The organism is Pseudomonas sp. KU26590 (assembly GCF_026153515.1).
Taxonomy (GTDB): domain Bacteria; phylum Pseudomonadota; class Gammaproteobacteria; order Pseudomonadales; family Pseudomonadaceae; genus Aquipseudomonas.
The window spans coordinates 1,804,806-1,830,298 of record NZ_CP110644.1 but is presented as its reverse complement, the minus strand read 5'-3'; the positions used below and the strand labels follow the sequence as shown (position 1 = coordinate 1,830,298).

Genomic DNA, 25,493 nt, shown 5'->3' with positions numbered 1-25,493 from the left:
TGCTAGCCTCGCCGATCATTTCTTGAACAAGCAGGATGCACATGAAGCCGGCGCTTATGGTTTTCTCTCTCGCGGCACTTTCGGCGACGGGCTTGGCGGTGGCGGCGAGTGCTGCGCCGGAATCCACCGTCAGTCACGAGCAGTTCACAACCGTGCTCAGCGGCAACTGGCGTTTACCGCAGAATGCGGCGCGCGATCAATACCGCCACCCCGAGCAGACACTGACGTTTTTTGGTCTGCGCCCTGATCAGACGGTCATCGAAATCACGCCAGGCAATGGCTGGTACAGCGAACTGTTGGCGCCGCTGCTCAACGACAAGGGGCATTACGTCGCTGCAATCGTCGACCCCGCCACCAGCGATGACGCGAAGAAATCCGCCGACAGCCTGAAGCAGAAATACGCCGCCGACCCAGCGCATTACAGCAAGGTCGCGGTCGTGGCCTACGCGCCCCAGGCGCCGGTCTTCGGCAAGCCAGGCTCGGCCGACACCGTGCTGACCTTCCGCAACGTGCACAACTGGGTCGACGCCGGCAACGAAGCGGCGACGTTCAAGGCGTTTTACGAAGTGCTGAAACCGGGCGGGACGCTGGGCGTTGTCGATCACCGGGCCAAACCCGGCACCACCGCCAAGGACAACGCACAAAACGGCTACCTGCCGACCGACTACGTGATCAAACTGGCGCAGAACGCGGGTTTCACACTGGCTGGTCAGAGCGAAATCAATGCCAACCCCAAAGACACCAAGGACTACCCCGACGGCGTCTGGACGTTGCCACCGGCACTGGTCAAGGGTGAGCAGGACAAGGCGAAGTTTCTGGCGATAGGCGAGTCCGACCGCATGACCCTTCGGTTCATTAAGCCGGTGAAATGACTGGCGTCGAGATGATCTTGCTGGGGCACTGCATTCTTCTGCAGGAGCCGGCTTGCTGGCGAATGAGGGGTTCCAGGCGACATCAATGGCGCTGACACATTGGGTTCGCCAGCAAGCCGGCTCCTACAGAAAACCGCATTCAGCCAGCTACAGCGACCTCGCTCCCGCAAGGGTCAGCGCGATACCCAGCGGACTTCTCAAATTGCATCGTCACTCGTCCGAGTTCGGGTCCATCCCCGGGAACAGCACTTCGATGAAGCCGAAGCGGCTGAAGTCGGTAATGCGTGACGGGTAAAGCCGGCCGATCAGGTGATCGCATTCATGCTGGACGACCCGCGCATGAAAACCGCGGGCTTCACGCTGGATAAGCTTGCCGTCCGGGTCAAAACCTTCGTAACGGATGTGCTCGTAGCGATCAACCACACCGCGCAGGCCCGGCACCGACAGGCAGCCCTCCCAGCCCTCTTCCAGGGTTTGCTCCAGCGGCGTGATCAGCGGATTGAGCAGAATAGTCTGGGGGACCTCCTCTGCATCCGGATAACGATCGCTGCTCTCGAAACCGAAGATCACCAGTTGCAGATCAATGCCGATCTGCGGCGCGGCCAGGCCGACACCGCCGACGCTTTCCATGGTCTCGAACATGTCCTCGATGAGCGTCTTCAGCTCACGGGAACCGAACATCGATTCAGGGACAGGTGGCGCGATGCGCAGCAAACGCTCGTCGCCCATCTTCAGAATTTCGCGAATCATTGCGGGCCCTCTACAACAGGCAGAAGCGCCACCAGTGGACGCCTTCTGCCGTGAGCGTTATCAGAATTTATCGGTCTTCAGCACCGACGGCACAGGGGTGTAGTCGTCATCATGGTCATGGGTGTGATCGCGGCCAAGGCCCGAGACATGCTGCTTGAGGTGCACCGCCTCACCGTCAGCGATGCCGTCGCGTTCGCCCGCTTCCTTCTCACCCTTCTCCTTGCCTTCGGCAGACATATGTTCAATCACGGCGTTCATCTCAGCGCCCAGCAATAACACCGCCGCCGAAATGTAGAAATACAGCAGCAACACGATGATCGCCCCGATGCTGCCGTACATCGCGTTGTAGTCGGCGAAAGTCTTCACGTAATAGGCAAAGCCCAGAGAAGCAACAATCCACACCACGACCGCAAGCACTGAGCCCGGGGTGATGAAGCGAAAGCTCTGTTTAACGTCGGGCATCACGTAGTACATGATCGCCACCGCGACCATCAGCAGGATGATGATCAGCGGCCAGCGCAGAATCGTCCACAGCGTGACAATGAAGTCTTCCATGCCGATCTGCGAGGCAAGCCAGTTCATGACCACCGGGCCGGTGACCATCAGCGCGGCAACCGTGAGCAACATGCCGGCGATGCCGATGGTGTAGAACACCGACAGAGGGATGCGTTTCCAGGCCGGGCGCGCTTCAACCACGTCATACGCGGCGTTCATGGCACTCATCATCAATCGCACGCCGGCGGAGGCGGTCCAGAGCGCGATGACGATACCGATCGACAGCAAGCCGCCCTTGGACTGTTGCAGCTGGTCGATGACCGGGTTGACTTGGTCGAGGGCCTGCGGCGGCAGGACCAGCTCGGACTGCAGTCGCAGCCAGCTGAAAAAGTCCGGCAGGTGCAGGAAACCGATAAGGGCAATGAGGAAGAGCAGAAACGGGAACAGCGAAAACAGCATCTGGTAGGCCAGCGCGGAGGCGTACGTCGACATCTCGTCATCGACAAACTCTTTGACCGTTCTGACCAACACTGTCTTGATGCTGAGCTGGCGCAAGTCCGGGAATATCATGGCGTCTCCTTTCGCGACACAGATGTAGCCGAAGCACGGTTATTGATTCAAGGGTATCTACAAGCGGTATGCATACGAGCGGGCAATCGCGTTGAAATTCCGTCAGTTGCCCGAACGGGCAGGCTTTTTACAGGCTGGCCGGGGTGTTGGCTACATTTGATGTGTTTCACGGGGTCGGGAGCGCAAACGATAACGGCCATCAGAAGATGGCCGTTACGGTGTTGCGAATCAGGTCGCCTGAAGCATGCTGGCTCCGGACGCAAGGGATTCAGACCTTGTCGACGCCTTTTTTCACGGCGTCTTTTGCGTCGCCAACGGTTTGTTGGACTTCGCCTTTGATTTCTTGCGCTTTGCCTTCGGCACGCAGTTTGTCGTTGTCGGTCACTTTGCCGACGCCCTGCTTGACGTTGCCTACTGCTTCGTTAGCCATGCCTTTGACTTTATCGCCGGTGCTGCTCATAGGGTTCACTCCAGGGTGAGAATAGGATGTCATTAACTCGACACTAGAACTGACCGGAGCCGTGAATCAGAGGTTCCAATTATTTCGCTAAGCCGCGTGGATTAGTGCTCTGCCTAACGGCAGAGCTGTTTCGCCTTCGGCGAGTTACTTGGCAAAGTCGAAAGTCGCACCATCCCCAAGTAACCAAAGGTGCTTGCTCCTGGCTGGGTTCCTCCTGCGTCGGAATACCCTCACTCCGACGACGCTCCGTGGGCCCGCGCCGAACGGACATCCATGTCCTGACGGCGCTCTCGCCGCATCCATGCGGCTCGGCCCACTGCGCATCGTCTGCGTTCGGCCTGCGCCCAAGTCGCGTTTGGTGGTGTCTGGGCTTTATGCGTATGAAGATCAAGAGCAGATCAAAAGCGCGCTAAGCAGATCAAGGGCTTCCCGGCTGAAGCCGGTCCTACAGCGGGCGGCGCCGGTGCCACTGACTGCATGCATTGCTTTTAGTGGGACCGGCTTTAGCCGGGAAGAGGCCCGTCCAGGCGCTGACATCCGGAGAACACCAGTCGCGCCAGCCAATTTTGCCTTTATGTTTCCCCGAGAACCCCGGAGAATGCGCGACCGAACCGGCGGCGCTCAGGGCGTCGGGCCAGGTTGACGAGACCGTGATCCAGGAATGTTATGAAACTCGATAAGCAGCAGGCCATTGCGCGCCGTAATGAACAGCTCGGCGGCGCCGTGCTCGGCACCAATAACACGCACTTCGCCGTACTCGACCCCAAGCGCAATATCTGGTGGTTTGATTTGCCCATGAGCCGTCTGGCGGTGGGTCAGTACGAGTGGCTGCATCTGCTTCTGCACACGCCGAGCACGGATGAGTTGATTCACCTGAAGGTGACGACCAAGTTCATGCGCGACCAGAAAGACGATGTGGTGATCCGCAATGAAGGCAAGCGCAAGTCCACCGTGAGCCTGGAGCTCTCGGCTGACAAGGATTCGTACTTGAAGGACATGCGCCCGAACGGCGCGAATCTGAGCTTCGCCAGCTTCGTACAGAAGTGACCTGGCAAAGCTAATCAGAAGGCTGCAGCGCAGGTTATCCAGCGCTGCAGCCGAGTCTCACGTCAGACCAGTTCGATACGGTCGGCGTGAATGACGATCTGGCCCTGTTTGTACAGCGCGCCGATCGCTTTCTTGAAGTTGCCTTTGCTGACGCCGAACAGGTTACTGATGACCTGCGGATCGCTCTTGTCGCTGACGGGCAAGACGCCGTTGTTGTCACGCAACTTGCCGAGGATCTGCGCGTTGAGGCTGCTGGCAAGCTGTTCGCCCACCGGCTGCAGGCTCAGGCTGATGTTGCCGTCGCTGCGCACTTCCTTGATGAAGCCTTTTTCCTGTTTGCCCGAACGCAGGAACTTGAACACTTCGTTCTTGTGAATCAGCCCCCAGTGCTTGTTGTTGATGATCGCCTTGAAACCCATCGCGGTCTCTTCGGCTACCAGCAAGTCGACTTCCTGGCCCACTGAATAGTTGGCCGGCACCTTGTCCAGATAACGATCCAGACGCGTGGTCGCGGTGATGCGGCGCGTGTGCTTGTCGAGGTAGACATGCACCACGCAGTAGTCGCCGGCTTTCAGCGGCTGCTTTTCTTCCGAGTACGGCAGCAGCAAATCCTTGGGCAGTCCCCAATCCAGAAAGATGCCAATGCTGTTGACTTCAACCACTTTGAGGCTGGCAAATTCACCGACCTGAACCTTGGGTTTTTCGGTGGTGGCGATTAACTTGTCATCGCTGTCCAGATAAATAAAGACGTTGAGCCAGTCTTCATCTTCGCTGGGAATATCTTTGGGGATATATCGATTGGGCAGCAAGATTTCGCCATCTTGCGTCCCATCCAGATATAAACCGAAGTTCGTGTGTTTAACCACTTGCAAACTGTTGTAGCGCCCGACTAAAGCCATGTGCAGATACCCTCGTTACGTGGGCGGCATTCTACCCGAATTCGGGCGGGCGTTCCGGCGGGCATTTCGGATCGACGTCTGGCGACGGCGTCTCCGCGTTGCAAATCAACGCGTTGATGAACGGCACAGCGCAGGCGGTGTCGGGCTCAAGCCATTCGTCAGGTCGTCGAGCCTGGGCTCAGCCTTGAACGCTGGCCGGATTCGGCAGAACAGCAGATTGAACATCGCAGTGAAAACAGTGAGTTAGCCGTTATTTTCGGAAAATGTTTGCGCTGCTCCGCACGACCGCTAGCCCTCCCCTCATCCGATAATACCCAAGCAATTTCCGGCCAATTCCGATAGGATGGCCGGCCGTATTAAATTTATATAGGTCAATAGCAGCCATGCGTGTAAAAGCATCCAACTCGAAAGCCAAGCCAGCTCCTGCCGTTGAGACCAGCGATTCGATCAACGCGCAAATTGCAGCTTTCCTGAAGTCCGGTGGCGAGATCCAGCAGATCGCCAAAGGTGTCAGCGGCCAGACCTTCGGCCCATCCAAACAGATCTCCCTCGGCAAAAAGTAAATTTTCTCCCGCCTCCGCGGTCGACATCCAGGCGCTTTGATCACAAGGCGCCAGGTCTATCGCTCCCTCGCTGCACAAAGCTCTGCTTTACTCTCGTCACATGACTGCTCATTGATGCTGCTACCCATGGGTCATGGGAAACAACGGACGATGCCCTGAACTGCTGAAGTCTCTGCGGAAACCGATATGAACAAACGGATGATCATCGGCGCCCTGCTAAGCCTCGGGCTGACCGGCTGTGCGACCCACGGCTGTGACACCTCGGTGGCAGGCAGCCCATGCCGCGCCGACTATCTGCTGTATCAGAACGACATGCTCCAGGCCAAGCTGCTGATCAACGAGCGCCGCGCGGAAAACGATGAGCTCGCCAGTGCGCTGCTCCAGCGGGCAGTGCGGGAAGACACAACCGGCGAGGCCGAGTTTTACCAGGCTGTTCTGCTCTTGCGTCAGAACGCCAACCCGAAGAGGGTGGATGCCAAGCTCAACGATTCAGCCGATCGCAATTACCCGCTGGCCATCGCCCTGCAGGCGCAACGTGCCGGTATGGAAGATCAGGAAAAGGCCCGCACCTACCGTGCCCGATACGAAAAACTCGATGTCGCCACCAGCGGTTACCCCTCCTTTCCCCAAGCGTTAATCGTCGTCAATCAGCTGATTTCCGCTGCGAACTGATCGCAAGGATCAGCGCATCTGCATCGAATCGACCAATGGTCGCGAGACAGCGCCAATCGGCGGTATCCTTGCGACGCTCTAGCTCGCGGTTCTTGTCGGGCCATTCGGCTTCCGGATAGATACCTTCGACCCACTCCTCTGAAACCTGAAAGGAGTGAAGCATGCCTTATGCTCGCTGTTTTACCCGTTGGACCGGTGCGGTGTTCGCCTGCGCCGCCCTCATGCATCACGCCGCCAGCGCTCAGGTGATCGAGCGGGAGCTGGGCGACTTCAGCCTCAAGCTTGGCACCACGCCGAGCCGCACCATGGCCCAGGGCCTGGTGACGCCGAGTGGTGCCGATTCCAAGTTCCATGGCGGCCTCGACCTGACCCACGACAGCGGTTTCTACTTCGGGCAATGGTCACCCAGCGCAGGGCTGACCCCCGACACCGCGCTGGAAGTCGACTCCTACATGGGGTTCAAGAAGCCTTTCGATAAAACCCTCGGTTACGAGCTTGGCGTCATCCGCTACAGCTACCCGAATACCGACCAGCTCGACAGCCACGAGCTTTACGCCGGTTTCCGGATTTTCGACAGTCGCATCGGCACCGCCTTCAGCACCGACGCCGGTCGCCAGGACAGCACCCTGTTCCTCGACCTGGGCAGCATGATTCCGCTGGGCCTGGACCTGCGCATGCAGTACGGCAACCACCAGCTCGACTCGCCTTCGGTGATTGACGGCGGTGGCGTGGTCAACGCCTACAGCGACTGGTCGTTCAACGTGTCGCGCCCGTTGCTGGGCATGGACATGAACCTGATGTACAGCGGTTCGAGCCTCACCGGCGCCGATTGCAGCGCCTACAGCGGGCACAACCCGCAGTGCGAAGGCACCGTGACGCTGAAGGTCGTGCGCTCGTTTTTCTGATGGGTTGAACCGCTGTGACCTGACTTGCTCTATAACGGGGAGACGAACCGGCAAGGAGCTGTTATGGGCATTGTGTTGAAGACCTTTATTTCGCTGTGGCTGAGCCTGACGCTGTTGGCGGGGTGCAGTCAGATTGGTCTGACGTATCGGCATCTGGACTTCATCATTCCCTGGTCGCTCAACGACTACCTGGACATGAACGCTTCGCAGAAAGACTGGCTCGATGAGCGCTTGAAAGAGCACTTGAGCTGGCACTGCACCACGCAAATTCCCGGTTACCTCGACTGGCTGGACCGTCTGCAAGGGATGGTCGAAAACAATCAGGTCAACCAGGAGCAGCTGACGGCACGCACCGCCGAAGCGCGGCAAGCCATCGCCACCCTCTCCAAAGAAATCACGCCCTCTGCGGTCGAGCTGCTTCGTCAGCTGGACGATCAGCAAGTGGCCGAGATGGAATCCGCGTTCGCCAAGGACCTGCGCAAGCACGAGGCCGAGTTCGTCGACCAGCCGCTGGACAAACAGATCAGTGAACGTGCTGAACGCATGGAGAAACGTCTGACCCCGTGGATGGGCAAACTCAATGCCGCCCAGCAGGCGCGGGTGATGCAGTGGTCGACGTCCCTGGGCGAGCAAAATCGGCTGTGGATCGACAACCGCGCGCACTGGCAGTCGCTCTTACTGGCGGCGGTGAAACAGCGCAAGGCTGGGGATTTCGATCAGAAGATTGCCAGTCTCCTGCAAGACCGTCAGACCTTCTGGACACCTGAGTATCGCGAAACCTATGACCATACCGAGCAGGCAGCGATTTCTTTGATTGCGGATCTGATGGCGCAGAGTACGGCTGAGCAACGACAGAAGTTGCTGGCGAAGATCGCCGATGTGCGCAAGGACTTTACTGATTTGAGTTGCTACAAGAGCATGAAAAAAGCGTCCTGATCAGGACGCTTTCAGCATCAGGCGATCTGCGCCTTGGCGGCCACCTCGTCAAAGGTCTCCGGATCCAGCGCATCGGCCTGTTCATCCAGTACCTGACGCGGATGGTCGTTGCCCGGGATGCTGCTGTCGATCATCGCCAGCAAGCTCGCGCCCCGTGGGGCGAGGCTAACGCCTTCGCCCTTCCCGCCTGCGCCGCTCATGTGGGCGGCAATGAAGCCACGCTCGAGCAACAACGCGTTCAATCCTGCGGCAGACGCCTCTGATGCATCGGCGTTTGCGACGCTGTTTTGCACGTCGTGCAACAGGCGCTCGATCAGGTCCCAGTCGTATCGTTTAGACATGTTTCAACCTCCAGTGGGCCAACAGGGCAATACCCGTGACATCCGGTCATCGGGCTTGATGCTCAGTGGTTGTGACCCAGTGGAGGGCCAGCCGTTCAGCGGGCTGGCCGGGAGGCAGGAGGGGCTTATTCAGCGACCGGCGGACGCGTTACGCGCTTTTTCAGCGGCGCCATCCCGTCCTGGCTGACCAAAGGCTCGGCCTTCGGACGGTTTACCGACTTGCGTTTGGTCGGGCCCTTGGCGACGGCTTTCTTTTTGTCGCCCTTCTTGTCACCTTTGCCATCGGTTTTTTTCTTCTTCACGCCGACAGCCTTGCCCGACGCCTTGACCTTTTTCGGCCCGGTGTAGGTGCCTTTGACTTCCTTGATCGTGCGGCGCTCGAACTTCTGTTTCAGGTAACGCTCGATGCTGGACATCAGGTTCCAGTCACCGTGGGTGATCAGCGAGATCGCCAGACCTTCGCCACCCGCACGGCCGGTGCGGCCAATACGGTGAACGTAGTCGTCACCGGTACGCGGCATGTCGAAGTTGATGACCATGTCCAGGCCGTCAACGTCCAGACCACGGGCCGCGACATCGGTCGCCACCAGGATCTTCACGCCGCCCTGCTTCAGACGATCAATCGCCAGCTTGCGGTCCTTCTGGTCTTTGTCGCCGTGCAGCACGAAGGCTTTGTACTCGAGTGCCACAAGACGGCCGTAAATGCGGTCTGCCATGGCGCGGGTGTTGGTGAAGATAATGGCTTTCTGGTAGGTCTCGTTGGCCAGCAGCCAGTTGAGGACCTGCTCTTTGTGCACGTTGTGGTCGGCGGTGATGATCTGCTGACGGGTGCCCGGAGCCAGCTCGCTGACGCTGTTGACCTGCAGGTGCTGCGGGTCTTTCAGGACTTTGCCGATCATTTCGCGCAAGCCCGAACCACCGGTGGTGGCCGAGAACAGCATGGTCTGCTCACGATTGGAACACTCGCCGGCCAGACGCTCGACGTCTTCGGCAAAACCCATGTCGAGCATGCGGTCGGCTTCGTCGAGGACCAGCAGTTCAACCTGCTTGAGGTCGAGGTTGCCTGCGTTGAGTTGCTCCAGCAGGCGGCCCGGCGTACCGATCAGGATGTCCGGGACCTTGCGCAGCATGGCGGCCTGGACCTTGAAGTCTTCGCCGCCGGTGATCAGGCCGGCCTTGATGAACGTGAACTGGGAGAAACGCTCCACTTCCTTGAGCGTCTGCTGGGCCAGCTCACGAGTCGGCAGCAGGATCACGGCGCGGATGTCGACGCGAACCTTGGCCGGGCCCATCAGGCGATTGAGCATCGGTAATACGAACGCGGCAGTCTTGCCGCTGCCGGTCTGCGCCGTCACCCGTAGATCGTGTCCTTCCAGCGCCAGCGGAATGGCCGCTGTTTGCACAGGCGTAGGCTCGACGAAATTGAGTTCGGCCACGGCTTTTAGCAGGCGTTCGTGCAGGGCGAATTGGGAGAACACGGGTGTTACCTCGGCGTAATACAAAAAAACAGTCGCATAGGGTACCGGTTTAAGCCGGATTCGCCGAGCCTCTTTAGCTCAAAGGGCCTATTTTGTTACCGGATTTGCCCTACTCTGCCCTCGCTTCCTTATCAATGCTCTAATCGCGCCCCCTTTCTGATCAGGAGATCCAGCGCCCATGGACACCCATTCGCTTTGGCTACGCGCCCAGGAAATCTGGACGCTGCTGGAAAACCAGCCAATGCTGCGCACGATCACCGGTTTGCTGTTGCTGCTCGTCGCTGCTTTCGCGCTCGGGCGGCTGGCGCGATGGATGATCCTCTACGCCATGAAGGCGCTGAGCCGCCAGCCGTCGCTGTTCTGGCTTCACGATTTTCTGCACAACAAAGTCTTCCATCGACTGGCCCAGGTCACGCCCTCGGTGGTGATTCAATTCGGGCTTAACCTGGTCCCGAACCTCAGCAATGCTGCCAATCACGTGCTCGGCAATATCGCGCTGGCGTTCACCATTCTCTTTCTCATGCTCACCGTCGGCGCGCTGCTCAACGCGTTGCTGGACATCTACGCGCGCACCGAGCACGCCCGCACCCGCTCGATCAAGGGCTACGTGCAGCTGACGAAAATGATCCTGTACGTGTTCGCGGGCATCATCATCGTCGCCACGCTGATCGACCGCTCGCCGTTATTGCTGCTCTCGGGGCTCGGCGCGATGTCGGCGGTGATTCTGCTGGTCTACAAGGACACTCTGCTGTCCTTCGTCGCCAGCGTGCAACTGACTAGCAACGACATGCTGCGCGTCGGCGACTGGATCGAAATGCCGCAGGTTGGCGCCGACGGCGACGTGGTGGACATCACCCTGCACACCGTCAAGGTGCAGAATTTCGACAAGACCATCGTCTCGATCCCGACCTGGCGCCTGATGTCCGAGTCGTTCAAAAACTGGCGCGGCATGCAGCAGTCCGGCGGGCGCCGGATCAAGCGCAGCCTGTTCATAGATGCCAGCGGCGTGCGGTTCGTTTCCGATGAAGAAGAACAGAAGCTGACCCAGGTTCGCCTGCTGACCGACTACATGGGCCGCAAGAAAGCCGAGCTCAAGGCGTGGAATCAAGCCCAGGGCAACGTCGCCGAGATGTCGGCCAATCGTCGGCGCATCACCAACATCGGCACGTTCCGCGCCTACGCGCTGGCTTACCTGAAAAGCCACGTTGATATTCACCCGGACATGACCTGCATGGTCCGCCAGATGGAAGCCACGGCCCAAGGCGTTCCGCTGGAAATCTACTGCTTTACCCGCACGACCAGTTGGGGTGACTACGAGCGCATTCAGGGGGATATCTTCGATTACCTGCTGGCCGTGCTGCCGGAGTTTGGACTGGGGGTTTATCAACAGCCAAGCGGGGCGGATTTGCGGATGGGGTTGGCGAAGATGTCGTCGAATGACAGTGCGCAATTGCCAGTGGCATCCAGGCCGGAAGTGGCAACGCCAGTCAAAATCCCTCTGCGCGGATCGGAACATTTATGAGTCAGGTCCCCAACGCTTACCTCGGGGTATGGAAACGGCGGTTGATCCAGCGTCGCTCAGGGCACTCGGACAGCGAGACGGCGGTGTATTGGCTTCAGACACCGCGACTGTTCGCCGACCTGCGAATCCCCAATCACCCGCTGCCGGGTCTGGCGCTTGAAAAGCTCAGCGACGCTCAGCATCTGGCGTTGAGTGAACAGCAAGGCTTCGCCGGGGTGACGCAGGTCGACACCGACATTTGCCAATGGCATCGCAACATGGACTATCAGCCGGTCAATGGCGACGAAGACATTGGACGCATGCACTTTGAGACCAGCGATTGCCTCATCGAAACAGCGCTGGATGACAGCTACTACGAAATATGGGATCGACTGCCTCGCTCGGTTGGCGTATGTCGCGGGCAGTGGTTGCAGGCGGTAGATGACCCGACACGTCAGGCCTGCCTGTTGCTGGCCGGCGACTACTTTCTGTTCGCCGCGAGCCGTCCTGAGCCACTGCCGCCGGGTCCCGATTTACGAACGTTGCTCAGCCACTCCGAAAGCCGCGAAAAAACCCTCTCGCTGCTGGCCTGCGAATTGTCGTTCGGCCAACACAGCGCAGGTGAGGCGCCCTGGAAAATCGAGTGTTCGACACTGCCCGCGAACATAGGCCAGGTTCTGTTGCCAGCTTCGGTGGATCCTAATGCCCCGGACTTATTTGCCAGTGAAGCTGTGTTGTCTTCATTGGGGACGTTTATGCCACCCGGGGGTTGGTGCTGTGCGCCAGATCCATAACTAACCGATTCGCTAAAGCTCGAGTCACAGCATCGCGATCTGTTACGTGCCACATCTCAAAGCCGGAAGCGAGGCGAAGACCGTGTTCTCCTATCCTCGGACCTCATAGGTGAGTGCGCCTACTGGCAAGTCATCAGGTGAGACCGAATGCTTGTGCGCGTTCGGGCCAGCCCCTCATCTGCATCAGATAACCAGCAATCGCGATAGCGCTTTACCGACTAATACATTAGCGCTAATGTAAATTCCGAATCATCAGGTGCCATTTATGGTTCAGAAAATAACGCCCGGCCTGGGTGAGCTACTCAGATTGGTGTCTGAAAAGGTCGAGCAGGGCGCAGAGGCTCACTATCGGCTCATGGGCCTGCGTTATCGAGCACGCTACACACCCGTCCTGCGAGCGATCCAGGTGGGCGCCGACAGCGTGACTGCGATTACCGCCTGCACTCATTTAACCCAGGGTGCGATTAGCCAGACGGTCAATGCCATGGAAGCAGATGGCCTTATTCGTCGCGTCCCGCTGGCGGACGGCAGAAAAAGCCGGCTTGAACTCACCCCTCACGGCGCCGGCCTGGTCGAAACACTGACCCGTCATTGGGAGACGACTTTTGCGGTGATCGAGGAGCTGGAAATGGAAATCGGCCATCCACTGCGAAGCGTTTTGGAAGACACGGCCAGCGCGTTGACGCGGCTCGATTTTTCGGAGCGGCTTGGGCGAATGAAGGCCCGCCAAGATTAAAGATTTACGCTAACTCAATTGCGTTGTTGATTAACTGCCCGACAAGGAGCTGCCTGTGTCTAACGACAATGCGTTTTCTCTAGCTGGATCTGGATTAACCCTTCGGCGTCATTCAGGCGTCCTGGAAATACCCGTGCATTACATGCGTGGCGGGACGTCGACAGGCATCGTGGTCTGGGAGGCGCTTCTGCCCCAGGACGAGTCCCTGCGCGCTGAACTCCTGCGACATTTGATGGGCGTCCCGCAGGCCGGTGCCGAACGAGGCAACCGCCAGATAACGGGGCTCGGACGCGGACCCGCGACCAGTAACAAGGTGTTCCTGATGGGGGTCGAGCAGACAGCCAATGGCGTACGCCTGATCAGTACACTCGCCCAACTGGCCAGCGATCATGCTGATATCGATTGGAGCGTCAACTGCGGAAACATGTCCAGCGCCCTGCCGTTGTGGGCGATCGATGCCGGTTTGTGCCAATTGCCACCGGGTCAGACCTGCGAAATCGAGATAAAGAACACCAACACGGGCGTGCTGACCATCGCGCGAATGAAACGCGATGAACACAGCCATTTCGCCACCGCTGAAATTCCTGGAGTGACGGGCGCCTTTCCCAGCGTCGATCTGTTCTTGCAGTCGCCTGTTGGCAACAAGACCGGGGCGCTGCTACCCACAGGCGCGGTGATGGATGTCATCGCAGGGCATGAGGTGTCGTGCGTCGACGTGGCGGTGCCAATGGTCATTGCTCAGGCAAGCAGCTTCGGTAAAACGGGCCACGAACCCATCGCCGAGCTTGAAGCCGATCTGCCCTTCATGGAAGCGCTGCGAGAGGTGTGGATTGAAGCGGGCTTGAAGATGCGTCTGCGCCGCAGGGACGGTGAATTGATGAGTCGTGCCGAAATCGAGCGCAGCGAAACCATTCCGAAAGTGTGCATCGTTGGCGCGCCTCGCAATGGCGGCAATATCGCGGTTCGTTACTTCACCCCCCAGACCGGGCATGCGTCGATGGCCGTCTCGGGCGGTTGCTGTCTGGCGGCAGCCTGCTTGATACCAGGCACTACCGCGCACCGATTGGCGACTGGAATTGCTGCCTTGGGCACTGAGTTCGCCGATGTGGAGGTCAGTATCGAAAACCCCGCCGGGCGTTTGGACGCTACGGTGGTGGCTGCGCTGGAAGACGGCGAAATCAACATAACCAGCGCGGCCTACCGTCGGAGTGCGCAGATCCTCATGCGAGGGTATGTGCCGCTTTACCGGGCCTCTGCCGAACTCGCCAGTGCGCTGTCCGAGCGTATGCCATCCAATGATGTGCCGAGTGCCAGTTTCTTTAACGGAACTTGAACCCGAGATACATCCACAATCCCCACTCAATTAACTAACCCACAAAAAGCCCGGCAATTGCCGGGCTTATGTTTTGCGTTTGTAAATCTATAAAGACTTAACGATCACGCTGGTAGCTAGAACCAAACTCTTTGCGGTTTTCAGCAACGGTCACGGTGCCGGAAGTCTGGGTAGCGAAAGGCTTGACGGCCTCTTTGCTGGCGACTTTGCTATCCAGAACGGCAGCGCTGGAAGCATCGACGATGGCGCGTTGGTTAATGTGCTCAGGGCTGGCGAATGCAGAACCGGTAGCCAGGATGGACAATGCGAAACCGAATGCGATGGACTTTTTCATGATGTAGATCTCCGCGAAGTGGCTGGTAAGTGTGTTAAGTCGTTTCGTTGGGGCCAATCTATTCGGTTGATCCCGACATGAAAAACCACGCATGGAGATATCTAACATCACCCTCGCTGATGTCGTTAACGCGGGCGTCTAACCCGGCTGTTTCAGAGAACGGCTCGGCGTTGCACAAGACCGCGGCGACTGATCCATACCGATGAAACAATCACCAACCCGCCTAAAAACAGCTTGCCCAGGTCCTCGTTCTGCCCCCAGATCAACAGATTGATCAGCAGCCCCACCGGCACGTGCAGGTTATTCATCACCGCCAGTGTGGCGCCGTTGACAAGGCACGCGCCTTTGTTCCACCAATACATGCCGAGCGCGGTGGAACACAGGCCGAGGAACAACAACACCACCCACTGGTGAGGCGCATCCGGCAGATGCTGCGCGTTGCCGAACAGCAGAAACGCCGGTAACGCCACGGCCAGGGCGCCGAGGTAGAAATAGCCGAAACGGCGGTAGTGCGGCAGATCACTCGGGTAACGGGCCACCAGATGTTTGTAGAGCACCTGCCCCGCTGCGTAGGTGAAGTTCGCCACCTGCAGCAACAGGAAGCCGCCGAGGAAATTCGGATCGACCCGGTCGTAGCGGATGATGACCGCGCCGAGCACCGCGACCAATGCGGCCAACAGGCCCCACGGATTGAAGCGCCGATTGAGGGCATCCTCGATCAGCGTGACGTGCAGCGGCGTCAGGATGGTAAACAGCAGTACTTCGGGAACCGTCAGCACACGGAAGCTCAGGTACAGGCAGACGTAGGTGACGCCGAACTGAAGCGCGCCGATCAGCAGCATGCCACGCATGAATGGCGGCTCGACCCGACGCCAGCGCGTCAGCGGGATGAAGACCAGGCCGGCCAGCACGACTCGAAGCAGCACGGCAAAGTAGCTGTCGACATGCCCGGCCAGATAAACGCCGATCAGGCTGAAGGAAAACGCCTGAATCAGCGTCACAAAAAGTAGATAGCCCATGGTCGCCCCTTTTTTTGAAGGCGGCGACCTTAGCCGGTTGGCCATGGCGTGTCTATTGAACGGGTCGGCGGGGCCACCGTTTGCGGCGTTGTCTGACCCGGAAAGAAAAAACCCGATCGACCCGGCGCATTCCTGCAGGTCGATCGGGCAATGCACTCAGGAGCGAAGGAGTGCCAATGGAGTGTCGATGAACGCGAGCATCATCGGGCGGGGGATTAACGGGCGATTAAGGAACGTATTGGATGTTGCTCCAGCACGGAAACGCCCCTGTGCTTGGCCTGTCAGCGGCTGGCGTCTCGATCAAAGAAGCCGACTATCGACCCGAACCCATCTAAGAATTTGTTTTATCGACGTAGCCGAAGTACGCTCCGTCGACGCCGATGCGCGGGTTACAGAGGCTCACAGCTTAGGGAGATGCGCAGCTTGACGATGTCGCGGGTGAACTTGGCGGTGACTTCGGTGCTGCTCTTTGGCGCGACCTGGACCCGGCGCGTGCGCGGGGCTTCCGGACCGTTGCGAAAGACCACGCTGCACTTGGCCGGGACATCGCCAAAGTTATTCAGGGTGATGTTGCCGATGTCGTAGGCGACGTCATGACTGTTGTAGTCGACCTGCACGCCCTTGATGTCTTTCTCGACGTCGATGGGGTAGGCGAACGCGCTCAGCGGCAGCATCGCCAGCAGCACACAACAGATTCTTTTCATGGGGCAGTCTCCATTCAGGGACCGCCAGCTTAGGACAACAGGAGCGAGAGATGAAAGCGCCCCGCGTCACCCTTGATCAATGGCGCACGCTGCAAGCCGTTGTCGACCATGGCGGCTTCGCGCAGGCCGCCGAAGCGCTGCACCGCTCGCAGTCGTCGGTCAGCTACACCGTCGCCCGAATGCAGGATCAGCTCGGCGTTCCGCTGTTGCGCATCGACGGCCGCAAAGCGGTGCTGACCGAGGCCGGCGAGGTGTTGTTGCGGCGCTCGCGGCAACTGGTGAAGAACGCCAGCCAACTGGAAGACCTGGCCCACCACATGGAACAGGGTTGGGAAGCAGAGGTGCGGTTGGTGGTCGACGCTGCGTACCCGAACGCGCGACTGGTGCGGGCCCTGACAGCCTTTATGCCGCAGAGCCGCGGATGTCGGGTGCGGCTGCGTGAGGAAGTGCTGTCGGGCGTCGAGGAAGTGTTGCTGGAAGGTGTAGCCGATCTCGCCATCAGCGGCTTCAGCATTCCGGGTTATCTCGGGAATGAGATGAGCAAGGTCGAGTTCGTCGCCGTCGCCCACCCCGGGCACGCGCTGCATCAGTTGCAACGTGAGCTGAATTTCCAGGACCTGGAAAGCCAGTTGCAGGTGGTGATTCGTGACTCCGGGCGCAATCAGCCGCGCGACGTCGGCTGGCTCGGTGCCGAACAGCGCTGGACGGTGGGCAGCCTCGCCACCGCGGCTGCGTTTGTCAGCAGCGGGTTGGGCTTTGCCTGGCTGCCGCGTCATGTCATCGAGCGAGAGATCCAGGAAGGCGTGCTGAAGATCCTGCCGCTGGACAAAGGCGGCAGCCGTCATCCGACGTTTTTTCTTTATTCCAGCAAGGACAAACCTCTGGGGCCTGCGACGCAGATTCTCATTGAGTTGATTCAGAGTTTCGACACCGCGCCGCTGGATGTGCCCTTCCCGGGGCCGCAGCAGATGCTGTGAAGAACCCGTGCAGTCAGTGGGACTGGCTTTAGCCGGGAATGCGTCGGGCATCACACCGCAAGTTTGAGGGTGCTGCATCCGGCCTCTTCCCGGCTGAAGCCGGTCCTACGAATGCACCGCATTACCCTGTGGGACCGGCTTTAGCCGGGAAAGCGTCGGGCGCCACACCGCAAATTTAATGGTGTTCACACTGGCCTCTTCCCGGCTGAAGCCGGTCCCACGAGAACAACGCGTGCGGTCTGTGGGACTGGCTTTAGCCGGGAAAGCGACAGGCGTCACACCGCAAATTTGAGGGTGCTCAGACTGGCCTCTTCCCGGCTGAAGCCGGTCCCACAAGAACAATGCGTGCAGTCAGTGGGACCGGCTTTAGCCGGGAAGGCGTCGGGCGTCACACTGCGAAACTGAGGGTGATCACGCTGGCCTCTTCCCGGCTGAAGCCGGTCCTACGAGAACAACATGTGCAGTCAGTGGGACTGGCTTTAGCCGGGAAAGCGTCGGGCGCCACACTGCAATTTGAGGGTGATCATGCTGGCCTCTCCCCGGCTGAAGCCGGTCCTACGAATGCACCGCATTACCCTGTAGGACTGGCTTTAGCCGGGAAGGCGTCAGGCGTCACACCGCAAATTTGAGGGTGTTCACACTGGCCTCTTCCCGGCTGAAGCCGGTCCTACGAGAACACGCCTCGCCACACCCCCACTGTGCAAATTCCCGCAAACGTGCTTCCCTTACGTCCTGTTTTTTCGCAGTCGACATCAATATCAGGACTCTGCCCATGCTGAAGAAAATCGCCCTCTCCGCCGCTGCCGTGTTGTTCGCCGGCAATTTGATGGCCGCTCCGGCGCCTCACGTTGTGCTGACCACCAGCTTCGGCGATGTGGAAATCGAGCTGAACCAGGACAAGGCGCCCGTCAGCACCCAGAACTTCCTCAAGTACGTCGACAGCAACTTCTACAACAACACCATTTTCCACCGCGTCATCCCGGGCTTCATGGCTCAGGGCGGCGGGTTCACGGCGCAGATGCAACAGAAGCCCACCAACGACCCGATCAAGAACGAAGCCGATAACGGCCTGCACAACGTGCGCGGCACTGTCGCCATGGCGCGGACCTCGGACGTGAATTCGGCCACCAGCCAGTTCTTCATCAACGTGAAGGACAACGCGATGCTCGACCACGGCACCCGTGACTACGGCTACGCGGTGTTCGGCAAAGTCGTCAAGGGCATGGACGTCGTTGACCAGATCGTCAATGCGCAAGCCGGCAACAAGGGCGGCATGCAGAACGTGCCGCTGGACCCGATCCTGATCAAGACGGCCAAGCGCGTGAACTAAGCTTGCCGCAAGCGTAAAAGCCGGGCGCCTGCCCGGCTTTTGCATTTAAGGGCCCGGCCCCTTGAATCAGCGTGAGCAATCGCGTTTTCATGTGGTCTGATCCGAAGACTGCCATCGGGCCGCTCTCAAGCCGCTGCACCCAATCCCCATTCAAAGGAGAGCCCGCTCAAGCGTGGGCGTCATTGCCAATGCTCTATCGCCGTTTTGAACAGCTGATCGATATCTTCCGCGAAGCCCCCACCGCCGCCCCGCCCAACACCGTCACGTCGTTCTACGTGTATTACCTGCGTCAGGTGTGGCCCAGCTTTGCCGCACTGCTGGTGGTCGGACTGATCGGCGCGTTGATCGAAGTCTCGCTGTTCAGCTACCTGAGCCGCATCATCGATCTGGCCCAGGGCACGCCCAACCCGAATTTCTTCCGCGAACATGCGTTCGAGCTGACGTGGATGGTCGTCGTTGCGCTGGTGCTGCGGCCGATCTTCGTTGCCCTGCATGACCTGCTGGTGCATCAGACCATCAGCCCCGGCATGACCAGCATGATCAACTGGCAGAACCACAGCTACGTGCTCAAGCAGAGCCTGAATTTCTTCCAGAACGACTTCGCCGGGCGCATCGCCCAACGCATCGTCCAGACCGGCAACGCGCTGCGCGACTCGGCGGTGCAGTCGGTTGACGCGTTGTGGCACGTGCTGATCTATTCGATCAGCGCGCTGGTGCTGTTCGCCGAGGCCGACTGGCGCCTGATGATTCCGCTGCTGAGCTGGATCTTCGCGTTCACTCTGGCGCTGTGGTACTTCGTGCCACGGGTGAAAGCTCGCTCGGTCATCTCCTCCGATGCGCGATCAAAACTCATGGGCCGCATCGTCGATGGCTACACCAACATCACCACGCTCAAGTTGTTTGCCCACACCAATTCCGAGCAGCAGTACGCCCGCGAGGCCATCAGCGAACAGACCGAGAAAACCCAGCTGGCAGGCCGCGTGATTACGGAAATGGACACCGTGATCACCACGCTCAACGGCATTCTGATTGTCACCACCACGGGCCTGGCATTGTGGTTGTGGACCCAGTCTTTGATTTCTGTGGGCGCGATCGCGCTGGCGACCGGTCTGGCGATTCGGATCGTCAACATGTCCGGCTGGATCATGTGGGTGGTCAATGGGATTTTCGAAAACATCGGCATGGTGCAGGACGGTCTGCAGAGCATTGCGCAGCCGGTGGGCATTACCGATCGGGATGCTGCGCCGAAGCTGGCCGTCAGCCGTGGCGAGGTGAAATTCCAGGACCTCAACTTCCAGTACGGCAAGGGCAAGGGCGTGATTCATGGCCTGAACCTGGACATCAAGGCGGGCGAGAAAATCGGGTTGATCGGGCCGTCGGGTGCCGGTAAATCGACGCTGGTAAATCTTCTGCTGCGCTTGTATGACGTACAGGGCGGACGGATCCTTATAGACGATCAGGATATTTCCCACGTCGCTCAGGAAAGCCTGCGTTCGCACATCGGCATGATCACCCAGGACACGTCGCTGTTGCACCGCTCGATCCGCGACAACCTGCTGTACGGCAAACCGGACGCGACCGACGCTGAATTGTGGGAAGCCATGCGCAAGGCCCGCGCCGATGAGTTCATCCCCTTGCTGACGGATTCCGAAGGCCGTACCGGGCTGGATGCTCATGTGGGCGAGCGCGGCGTGAAGTTGTCCGGTGGTCAGCGTCAGCGCATCGCCATCACCCGCGTGCTGCTCAAGGACGCGCCGATCCTGATCATGGACGAAGCGACGTCAGCGCTGGATTCAGAGGTGGAAGCGGCGATTCAGGAGAGTCTGGAAACGCTGATGCAAGGCAAGACGGTGATCGCGATTGCCCACCGGCTGTCGACCATCGCACGGATGGATCGCCTGATCGTTCTGGAGAACGGCGTCATCGCTGAAAGCGGAACCCACGCCGAGTTGCTGGCGCATAAAGGGTTGTATGCGCGGTTGTGGGCGCATCAGACGGGCGGGTTTGTCGGGGTCGATTGATCAAGACACCGCGCGAACCGTAGGAGCCGGCTTGCTGGCGAACGCGATTGCCCAGCCCATTGACGGTGAGTGGCAAATCCGGTTCGCCAGCAAGCCGGCTCCTACAGAGGAATGCGATGGGTCAGGCACATCGACGGTGGCTGCCGCATCGCGTTCATCTTCATTCCGCCTGCCGATACGGCAACGCCCCGCGCGCTTCTTCGGCGTACGCCAGAATCCCCGCCCGTTCCTGGGTCAGAAAATCCGCCACCGCTTCTCGCAGCCCCGGGTGCGCCAGGTAATGCCACGAGTGGGTGATGACCGGCTCGAAGCCGCGAATCAACTTGTGCTCGCCTTGGGCGCCGGCGTCGAAGCGCTTGAAGCCGTGGGCGATGGCGTAATCCATGCCCTGATAGAAACACGTCTCGAAGTGCAGCCGGTCGAACTCGGCCAGGCAGCCCCAGTAGCGGCCGTAAAAACTGTCGCCGCCAATCAGACTGAATGCCATCGCTACGGGCCGTGAACCCTGTCGCGCCAGCACCACACGAATCGCTTGGGGCATGCGCTCGGCCACCAGGCTGAAGAATTCTCGGGTGAGGTAAGGCGTTTGCCCACGCACTTCGTAGGTATTGGAATAGCAGGCGTAGACGAAATCCCAATGCGCCTCGCTCAGCTCGTGCCCTTCGAGCCAGTCGAAATCAAAGCCCTGCCCCGCCACTTGCTCGCGTTCTTTGCGCATTTGTTTGCGCTTGCGCGAGCTCAAGGCGTCGAGGAAATCGTGAAAATCCCGGTAGCCACGGTTCTGCCAGTGGTATTGGCAGCCGATGCGCTGCAGCCAGCCGGGTTGTTCAGCGAGCAACGCGTCAGCCACCGGGTCGGTGAAGTTGACGTGAACGCTGGACAGCTCCTCGCCCTGGGCATAGCCCGGCAGGCAGGCCAGCAGTTCGCGGCCCTCTTCGGGGGTCTTCGCCAGCAGGCGCGGCCCGCTGACAGGACTGAACGGCACGGCCACCAGCAGCTTGGGGTAATAGGCCAGACCGGCGCGACGGCAGGCGTCCGCCCAGGCGTGATCGAACACGTACTCGCCGTAAGAATGCCACTTGCGGTACGCCGGCAGCGCAGCGATGAGTTGCTCGCCCTCGTAGTGCAGCAAGTGCTCGGCGCGCCAGCCGGAACGTGGGCCGAGGCTGCCGCTGTCTTCCAGCGAACTGAGAAAGCCATGGCGCAGAAACGGCGAATCGCCAGGTATCAAGGCGTCCCACTGTTCAGGCGCAAGGTCCGACAACTTATCCAAACGGTGTAACGACATCTCGCCACTCCAGGTCACGCCAACGTGTTTCGAAGTATCACCTATTCATAAGTGCTGCACATGAATTTACGCACGGCAACGCTCTAGCCCGCAGGTCCAACGAAATTTTCACATGTCATCGACATGCCATCACCTTGCCACCGTTTCGTCATAAACGCTGGCAATACTGGCGCCTGTTTTTAGAGCCACAGGTTCTAAGAATTCGGACTTTTTCCCGCCCGCCTTTGGTCGGTTGATCCCCGGATGATTCGGTCATCCCTTCTCGATTACGGAGATTGATATGCGTCTTGCTTACACGAAAACTGCGGCAGCCCTGTGTGGTGGTGTGCTGCTGGCCATGAGCGTTCCGGCCAGTGCCGCAGTCGACGCAAAACTGCTCGACATGCTCAAGGCCAACGGCTCGATTTCACCTGCCCAATACGCCGAACTGCAGACCGAGCTGAGTAAAGATCAGCTGGCTCAACAGCAGGCCCAGAAAGCGACCTCCGACCAGATCGCCGCTGCCACCACTGCCAAGTCCTCCGAACTGTCTGCCTTCGAGCAGAAAGTGGCATGGGCAGCGAAGACTCAATTCAAGGGCGACGTTCGCGTTCGGCAGGAGACGGTCAAGATCGACGACCAGAACAACAGCCAGGATAAAAACCGTCAGCGTATCCGTGTGCGTCTCGGCGCCTACAGCGAGATCAACCCGCAAGTCAGCACCGGTATCCGCATCGCCACCGGTGGCGACAACAAGGCCAACTCCACCAACGTTGACCAGAACGACTACTTCACCAAGAAAGACCTGTGGCTGGATCAGGGCTTCATCGACTACCACCCGACCGCCATCCAGAACCTGCACGTCATCGGCGGCAAAATGGCTCAGCCATGGGTCAGCGAAGGCGACGTGATCTGGGACAACGACATCAACCCTGAAGGTCTGGCCGCGACTTACAGCCTGCCGATCAACAAGGGCTTCGAGCTGTTCGGCAGCGCCGGTACTTACACCCTCAAGGACAACATCAGCGGTGAAGGTACGCAGTTCAAGAACGACCTGCGCCTGAACGCGGCTCAGTTGGGTACGCGGATCGCCATCACCGACAACGTGAAAATGACGGTCGGCGGTTCGGTCTACAACTACGAAAACTCCAACGACTGTAATCCGGCCGCTGCCAGCACCAGCACGACGTTCTGTGGCTTGAGCATCAACGGCAACAACACCACTGACTTCCGCCTGTACGAAGGCTTTGGTCAACTGGACCTGACCGGCTTCGTGGTACCGGTCGGCCTCTACGGTCAGTACGTGGTCAACAGCGGTACCAACAGCGACGAAGACACCGCCTGGTTGGCCGGTGTGAAAACCAAGGTGTTCGGTTTCGGTCTGGACTACAACTACCGCGATACGCAGCGTAATGCTGTGGTGGGTGCTTTCACCGACTCAGACTTCGCCAACGGCACGACCGGTTCGCGCGGTCACAAGCTGAGCGTTTCCTACGACATCGACAAGAACTTCGCAGTCGGCGCGACGTACTTCCTGACCAAAGCGGATTTCGCGACATCTGCGCTGCCACGTGATCAGGACGCCAACACGCTGCAACTGGACGTGCTGGCGAAGTTTTAAGAGAGACAGCTTCAAGCTGCAAGTTACAAGCTGAAAGCTTGAAGCGGCGCGCTGCTGCCGTTTGAAGCTGCTAAAAATCTCACGCCCGCCGTTGCCCTGTCGGATCCCCATCATCCGTTCCGACAGAGCAACGCCGGGCTTTTTTGTTGCGATGCCATACGCCGAACTCTGTAGGAGCGTGGCTTGTCCCGCGATCGGCTGCGCAGCAGTCGTGATACAGACGCGAGGCGTGTCAGAGGCAACCCCATTCACAGGTTTTACTGCCGCTGCGCGCCAGATCGCGGGACGAGCCACGCTCCTACGTCATCAACCGCGGTCATTCAGGGCGCTTTATTTCTTGCGCAGAATCACGCTACCAATCGAATACCCCGCGCCAAACGAGCTGAGTACGCCCAGCGCGCCGCTTGGCAGGTCGTCCTGGTATTCGTGAAACGCGATCACGGAACCGGCGGAGCTGGTGTTGGCGTAGCGGTCGAGGATCACCGGGGCTTCCTCGACGCTGGCGTCGCGGCCCAGCAGTTTCTTCACGATCAGGTGGTTCATGCTCAGGTTGGCCTGATGCAGCCAGAACCGTTGCACGTCGCCAATGTTCAGCTGGTTCTCGTCCAGGTGCGCAGCCACCAGTTCGGCGACCATTGGGCAGACGTCGCGGAACACCTTGCGGCCTTCCTGCACGAACAGCTTGTCCTGCTTGTCCTGCTTGCCTTCGCCCTCATCCGCCGTGCGGTTGAGGAAACCGAAGTTGTTGCGGATGTTATTGGAGAACGTGGTCAGCAGCTTGGTGCCGACGATATCGAACTGGTGCTGTGAGGTTGCCAGGTCAGCACGCTCGACCACCACCGCCGTGGCCGCATCACCGAAGATGAAGTGGCTGTCACGGTCGCGGAAATTAAGGTGAGCGGTGCAGATTTCCGGGCTGATGACCAACAGCGCCCGGGCCTGGCCCAGTTTGACGCTGTTGCATGCGGTCTGGATGCCGAACGTGGCCGATGAGCACGCCACGTTCATGTCAAAGCCGAAGCCCTGAATGCCCAGCGCCGCCTGGATTTCGATGGAGATCGCCGGGTACGCGCGTTGCAGGTTGGAACAGGCGACGATCACGCCATCAATGTCAGCGGCGGTCTTGCCTGCACGCTGCAGGGCCTGTTTGGCCGCGGCAACGCCCATCTCGCAGAGGATCGACCATTCGTCATTGGCGCGTTCGGGCAGGCGCGGCTTCATGCGCTGCGGATCGAGAATGCCATCCTTGTCCATCACGTAACGGCTTTTGATGCCGCTGGCTTTTTCGATGAACGCCGCGTTGGATTCCGTCAGTGCCTGAACCTCTCCCGCTTCGATCGCGGCGGCATTTTCGGCGTTGAACTGGGCAACGTAGGTGTTGAAAGACTGCACCAGCTCATCGTTGGAAATACTGTTGGCGGGGGTGAAAAGCCCGGTGCCACTGATCACGACTTCGTACACGGTCGTTCCTCTCGAGATAAAAGCAGCTCATTGACGGCAGCAGCTGAACAGCCAGCACAAGCGGGGGCGTTGGCGATCTGGGACGAAGGTCCCAATGCAACGAGGCAGCAACCTGCTTGGCGGACGACGGATGTTGATGACGCTATGAAGTTTAGCCGCGAAGTTTGCCATAACGGCCGCCATTTCGCGCTATCGGGTGACACGAACGGGGCAGTCATCCCTGCCCCACAGGCCGCTCCGATATTCGGTTGGATGCTGGAGATCCACTGTAGGAGCGCGCTTGCCCGCGAATGGGGTCTGTCGGTGGCATATGAGTCGCCTGACACACCGCGATTCGCGGGCAAGCGCGCTCCTACAATAGATCCCGATCAAGACAAGGATTTGCGCTGAATGCAGGACCGTTAAGG

26 protein-coding genes are annotated in these 25,493 nt (G+C 59.3%); 14 read left to right on the top strand and 12 right to left on the bottom strand.

Translation table 11 applies throughout. The annotated features are described in order from the left end of the window. Positions 1-41 precede the first annotated feature (41 nt). On the top strand, positions 42-872 hold the full coding sequence (locus tag OKW98_RS08255) for a class I SAM-dependent methyltransferase (protein ID WP_265388725.1): 831 nt from the start codon (positions 42-44) through the stop codon (positions 870-872). 210 nt (positions 873-1,082) lie between these two features. On the opposite strand, the gene def is transcribed toward OKW98_RS08255, so the two are convergent. The 3 genes from def to OKW98_RS08240 all read right to left on the bottom strand — a co-directional run bounded on the left by def (position 1,083) and on the right by OKW98_RS08240 (position 3,147). Next, positions 1,083-1,622 (bottom strand): peptide deformylase, encoded by a 540-nt coding sequence (def, locus tag OKW98_RS08250; RefSeq protein ID WP_265388724.1) that lies wholly within the window; start codon positions 1,620-1,622, stop codon positions 1,083-1,085. A 60-nt stretch (positions 1,623-1,682) separates the two neighbouring features. After that, on the bottom strand, positions 1,683-2,687 hold the full coding sequence (locus OKW98_RS08245; protein WP_265388723.1) for a YihY/virulence factor BrkB family protein: 1,005 nt from the start codon (positions 2,685-2,687) through the stop codon (positions 1,683-1,685). A 268-nt stretch (positions 2,688-2,955) separates the two neighbouring features. Further along, positions 2,956-3,147 carry a CsbD family protein gene (locus tag OKW98_RS08240; protein ID WP_133777049.1) on the bottom strand — a complete coding sequence of 64 codons (192 nt, stop codon included), beginning with the start codon at positions 3,145-3,147 and terminating at the stop codon, positions 2,956-2,958. Between the two features lie 666 nt (positions 3,148-3,813). Here OKW98_RS08240 and OKW98_RS08235 point away from each other — a divergent pair. Continuing rightward, positions 3,814-4,194: a hypothetical protein gene (locus OKW98_RS08235; protein ID WP_265388722.1), complete on the top strand. Its 381-nt coding sequence runs from the start codon at positions 3,814-3,816 to the stop codon at positions 4,192-4,194. A 62-nt stretch (positions 4,195-4,256) separates the two neighbouring features. Here the strand turns inward: OKW98_RS08235 and OKW98_RS08230 are convergent, their stop codons facing one another. Further along, on the bottom strand, positions 4,257-5,093 hold the full coding sequence (locus tag OKW98_RS08230; RefSeq protein WP_265388721.1) for a S1 RNA-binding domain-containing protein: 837 nt from the start codon (positions 5,091-5,093) through the stop codon (positions 4,257-4,259). 383 nt (positions 5,094-5,476) lie between these two features. Between OKW98_RS08230 and OKW98_RS08225 the strand changes: the two genes are divergently transcribed. Then, positions 5,477-5,656, top strand: coding sequence for a hypothetical protein (locus tag OKW98_RS08225; protein WP_037012170.1), 180 nt, complete (start codon positions 5,477-5,479; stop codon positions 5,654-5,656). 186 nt (positions 5,657-5,842) lie between these two features. Continuing rightward, positions 5,843-6,328 (top strand): hypothetical protein, encoded by a 486-nt coding sequence (locus tag OKW98_RS08220; RefSeq protein ID WP_265388720.1) that lies wholly within the window; start codon positions 5,843-5,845, stop codon positions 6,326-6,328. Here the strand turns inward: OKW98_RS08220 and OKW98_RS08215 are convergent. Beyond that, on the bottom strand, positions 6,300-6,491 hold the full coding sequence (locus tag OKW98_RS08215; RefSeq protein ID WP_265388719.1) for a hypothetical protein: 192 nt from the start codon (positions 6,489-6,491) through the stop codon (positions 6,300-6,302). The genes OKW98_RS08220 and OKW98_RS08215 overlap by 29 nt on opposite strands. Between OKW98_RS08215 and OKW98_RS08210 the strand changes: the two genes are divergently transcribed. Together OKW98_RS08210 and OKW98_RS08205 are read left to right on the top strand one after the other, a co-directional pair. Further along, positions 6,490-7,233: a TorF family putative porin gene (locus OKW98_RS08210; protein ID WP_416148182.1), complete on the top strand. Its 744-nt coding sequence runs from the start codon at positions 6,490-6,492 to the stop codon at positions 7,231-7,233. The genes OKW98_RS08215 and OKW98_RS08210 overlap by 2 nt on opposite strands. Before the next feature lie 63 nt (positions 7,234-7,296). Beyond that, positions 7,297-8,169, top strand: coding sequence for a DUF6279 family lipoprotein (locus OKW98_RS08205; protein ID WP_265388718.1), 873 nt, complete (start codon positions 7,297-7,299; stop codon positions 8,167-8,169). A gap of 17 nt (positions 8,170-8,186) precedes the next feature. On the opposite strand, the gene OKW98_RS08200 is transcribed toward OKW98_RS08205, so the two are convergent. Together OKW98_RS08200 and OKW98_RS08195 are read right to left on the bottom strand one after the other, a co-directional pair. Beyond that, complete coding sequence (locus OKW98_RS08200) at positions 8,187-8,510, bottom strand: transcriptional regulator (protein WP_265388717.1); 324 nt, start codon at positions 8,508-8,510, stop codon at positions 8,187-8,189. 125 nt (positions 8,511-8,635) lie between these two features. Further along, a complete protein-coding gene (locus OKW98_RS08195; protein ID WP_265388716.1) occupies positions 8,636-9,988 on the bottom strand; it encodes a DEAD/DEAH box helicase in 1,353 nt (450 codons plus the stop codon). 178 nt (positions 9,989-10,166) lie between these two features. Here OKW98_RS08195 and OKW98_RS08190 point away from each other — a divergent pair, with 178 nt between their 5' ends. The 4 genes from OKW98_RS08190 to OKW98_RS08175 all read left to right on the top strand — a co-directional run bounded on the left by OKW98_RS08190 (position 10,167) and on the right by OKW98_RS08175 (position 14,352). After that, positions 10,167-11,510 (top strand): mechanosensitive ion channel family protein, encoded by a 1,344-nt coding sequence (locus OKW98_RS08190; protein ID WP_265388715.1) that lies wholly within the window; start codon positions 10,167-10,169, stop codon positions 11,508-11,510. Continuing rightward, positions 11,507-12,283, top strand: a complete 777-nt coding sequence (locus tag OKW98_RS08185) for a hypothetical protein (RefSeq protein WP_265388714.1) — start codon at positions 11,507-11,509, stop codon at positions 12,281-12,283. The genes OKW98_RS08190 and OKW98_RS08185 overlap by 4 nt, the downstream gene beginning before the upstream one ends. A 265-nt stretch (positions 12,284-12,548) precedes the next feature. Beyond that, positions 12,549-13,019: a MarR family winged helix-turn-helix transcriptional regulator gene (locus tag OKW98_RS08180; protein WP_265388713.1), complete on the top strand. Its 471-nt coding sequence runs from the start codon at positions 12,549-12,551 to the stop codon at positions 13,017-13,019. A gap of 55 nt (positions 13,020-13,074) precedes the next feature. Next, positions 13,075-14,352 carry a PrpF domain-containing protein gene (locus OKW98_RS08175; protein ID WP_322114170.1) on the top strand — a complete coding sequence of 426 codons (1,278 nt, stop codon included), beginning with the start codon at positions 13,075-13,077 and terminating at the stop codon, positions 14,350-14,352. Positions 14,353-14,449: 97 nt separating this feature from the next. Here OKW98_RS08175 and OKW98_RS08170 read toward each other — a convergent pair whose 3' ends face one another. The 3 genes from OKW98_RS08170 to OKW98_RS08160 all read right to left on the bottom strand — a co-directional run bounded on the left by OKW98_RS08170 (position 14,450) and on the right by OKW98_RS08160 (position 16,409). Then, complete coding sequence (locus tag OKW98_RS08170) at positions 14,450-14,686, bottom strand: hypothetical protein (RefSeq protein WP_265388712.1); 237 nt, start codon at positions 14,684-14,686, stop codon at positions 14,450-14,452. A gap of 152 nt (positions 14,687-14,838) precedes the next feature. Further along, positions 14,839-15,705, bottom strand: coding sequence for a carboxylate/amino acid/amine transporter (locus OKW98_RS08165; protein WP_265388711.1), 867 nt, complete (start codon positions 15,703-15,705; stop codon positions 14,839-14,841). Positions 15,706-16,094: 389 nt separating this feature from the next. Next, positions 16,095-16,409, bottom strand: coding sequence for a 3-phosphoglycerate kinase (locus tag OKW98_RS08160; protein ID WP_065992674.1), 315 nt, complete (start codon positions 16,407-16,409; stop codon positions 16,095-16,097). A gap of 50 nt (positions 16,410-16,459) precedes the next feature. On the opposite strand from OKW98_RS08160, the gene OKW98_RS08155 reads away from it, so the two are divergent. From OKW98_RS08155 to OKW98_RS08145, 3 genes are all read left to right on the top strand, one after another. After that, positions 16,460-17,386 carry a LysR family transcriptional regulator gene (locus OKW98_RS08155; protein ID WP_265388710.1) on the top strand — a complete coding sequence of 309 codons (927 nt, stop codon included), beginning with the start codon at positions 16,460-16,462 and terminating at the stop codon, positions 17,384-17,386. A 772-nt stretch (positions 17,387-18,158) separates the two neighbouring features. After that, a complete protein-coding gene (locus tag OKW98_RS08150) occupies positions 18,159-18,716 on the top strand; it encodes a peptidylprolyl isomerase (RefSeq protein WP_265388709.1) in 558 nt (185 codons plus the stop codon). A gap of 188 nt (positions 18,717-18,904) precedes the next feature. Next, positions 18,905-20,737, top strand: a complete 1,833-nt coding sequence (locus tag OKW98_RS08145) for an ABC transporter ATP-binding protein (RefSeq protein WP_265389674.1) — start codon at positions 18,905-18,907, stop codon at positions 20,735-20,737. Between the two features lie 160 nt (positions 20,738-20,897). Here OKW98_RS08145 and OKW98_RS08140 read toward each other — a convergent pair whose 3' ends face one another. After that, positions 20,898-22,025 (bottom strand): GNAT family N-acetyltransferase, encoded by a 1,128-nt coding sequence (locus tag OKW98_RS08140; RefSeq protein ID WP_265388708.1) that lies wholly within the window; start codon positions 22,023-22,025, stop codon positions 20,898-20,900. Positions 22,026-22,305: 280 nt separating this feature from the next. Here OKW98_RS08140 and OKW98_RS08135 point away from each other — a divergent pair, with 280 nt between their 5' ends. Then, positions 22,306-23,625: a putative porin gene (locus OKW98_RS08135; protein WP_265388707.1), complete on the top strand. Its 1,320-nt coding sequence runs from the start codon at positions 22,306-22,308 to the stop codon at positions 23,623-23,625. A gap of 330 nt (positions 23,626-23,955) precedes the next feature. Here the strand turns inward: OKW98_RS08135 and OKW98_RS08130 are convergent, their stop codons facing one another. Next, positions 23,956-25,086, bottom strand: a complete 1,131-nt coding sequence (locus OKW98_RS08130) for a beta-ketoacyl-ACP synthase III (RefSeq protein ID WP_265388706.1) — start codon at positions 25,084-25,086, stop codon at positions 23,956-23,958. Positions 25,087-25,493: the final 407 nt, after the last annotated feature.

Excerpts from the sequence above, each read along its gene's own strand:
- OKW98_RS08220 (WP_265388720.1), top strand. The coding sequence starts at position 5,843 with ATGAACAAACGGATGATCATCGGCGCCCTGCTAAGCCTCGGGCTGACC.
- OKW98_RS08210 (WP_416148182.1), top strand. The coding sequence starts at position 6,490 with ATGCCTTATGCTCGCTGTTTTACCCGTTGGACCGGTGCGGTGTTCGCC.
- OKW98_RS08225 (WP_037012170.1), top strand. The coding sequence starts at position 5,477 with ATGCGTGTAAAAGCATCCAACTCGAAAGCCAAGCCAGCTCCTGCCGTT.
- OKW98_RS08230 (WP_265388721.1), bottom strand. The coding sequence starts at position 5,093 with ATGGCTTTAGTCGGGCGCTACAACAGTTTGCAAGTGGTTAAACACACG.
- OKW98_RS08235 (WP_265388722.1), top strand. The coding sequence starts at position 3,814 with ATGAAACTCGATAAGCAGCAGGCCATTGCGCGCCGTAATGAACAGCTC.
- OKW98_RS08160 (WP_065992674.1), bottom strand. The coding sequence starts at position 16,409 with ATGAAAAGAATCTGTTGTGTGCTGCTGGCGATGCTGCCGCTGAGCGCG.
- OKW98_RS08245 (WP_265388723.1), bottom strand. The coding sequence starts at position 2,687 with ATGATATTCCCGGACTTGCGCCAGCTCAGCATCAAGACAGTGTTGGTC.
- def (WP_265388724.1), bottom strand. The coding sequence starts at position 1,622 with ATGATTCGCGAAATTCTGAAGATGGGCGACGAGCGTTTGCTGCGCATC.
- OKW98_RS08180 (WP_265388713.1), top strand. The coding sequence starts at position 12,549 with ATGGTTCAGAAAATAACGCCCGGCCTGGGTGAGCTACTCAGATTGGTG.
- OKW98_RS08255 (WP_265388725.1), top strand. The coding sequence starts at position 42 with ATGAAGCCGGCGCTTATGGTTTTCTCTCTCGCGGCACTTTCGGCGACG.
- OKW98_RS08140 (WP_265388708.1), bottom strand. The coding sequence starts at position 22,025 with ATGTCGTTACACCGTTTGGATAAGTTGTCGGACCTTGCGCCTGAACAG.
- OKW98_RS08165 (WP_265388711.1), bottom strand. The coding sequence starts at position 15,705 with ATGGGCTATCTACTTTTTGTGACGCTGATTCAGGCGTTTTCCTTCAGC.
- OKW98_RS08200 (WP_265388717.1), bottom strand. The coding sequence starts at position 8,510 with ATGTCTAAACGATACGACTGGGACCTGATCGAGCGCCTGTTGCACGAC.
- OKW98_RS08135 (WP_265388707.1), top strand. The coding sequence starts at position 22,306 with ATGCGTCTTGCTTACACGAAAACTGCGGCAGCCCTGTGTGGTGGTGTG.
- OKW98_RS08215 (WP_265388719.1), bottom strand. The coding sequence starts at position 6,491 with ATGCTTCACTCCTTTCAGGTTTCAGAGGAGTGGGTCGAAGGTATCTAT.
- OKW98_RS08150 (WP_265388709.1), top strand. The coding sequence starts at position 18,159 with ATGCTGAAGAAAATCGCCCTCTCCGCCGCTGCCGTGTTGTTCGCCGGC.
- OKW98_RS08205 (WP_265388718.1), top strand. The coding sequence starts at position 7,297 with ATGGGCATTGTGTTGAAGACCTTTATTTCGCTGTGGCTGAGCCTGACG.
- OKW98_RS08240 (WP_133777049.1), bottom strand. The coding sequence starts at position 3,147 with ATGAGCAGCACCGGCGATAAAGTCAAAGGCATGGCTAACGAAGCAGTA.
- OKW98_RS08185 (WP_265388714.1), top strand. The coding sequence starts at position 11,507 with ATGAGTCAGGTCCCCAACGCTTACCTCGGGGTATGGAAACGGCGGTTG.
- OKW98_RS08190 (WP_265388715.1), top strand. The coding sequence starts at position 10,167 with ATGGACACCCATTCGCTTTGGCTACGCGCCCAGGAAATCTGGACGCTG.
- OKW98_RS08170 (WP_265388712.1), bottom strand. The coding sequence starts at position 14,686 with ATGAAAAAGTCCATCGCATTCGGTTTCGCATTGTCCATCCTGGCTACC.
- OKW98_RS08145 (WP_265389674.1), top strand. The coding sequence starts at position 18,905 with ATGCTCTATCGCCGTTTTGAACAGCTGATCGATATCTTCCGCGAAGCC.
- OKW98_RS08155 (WP_265388710.1), top strand. The coding sequence starts at position 16,460 with ATGAAAGCGCCCCGCGTCACCCTTGATCAATGGCGCACGCTGCAAGCC.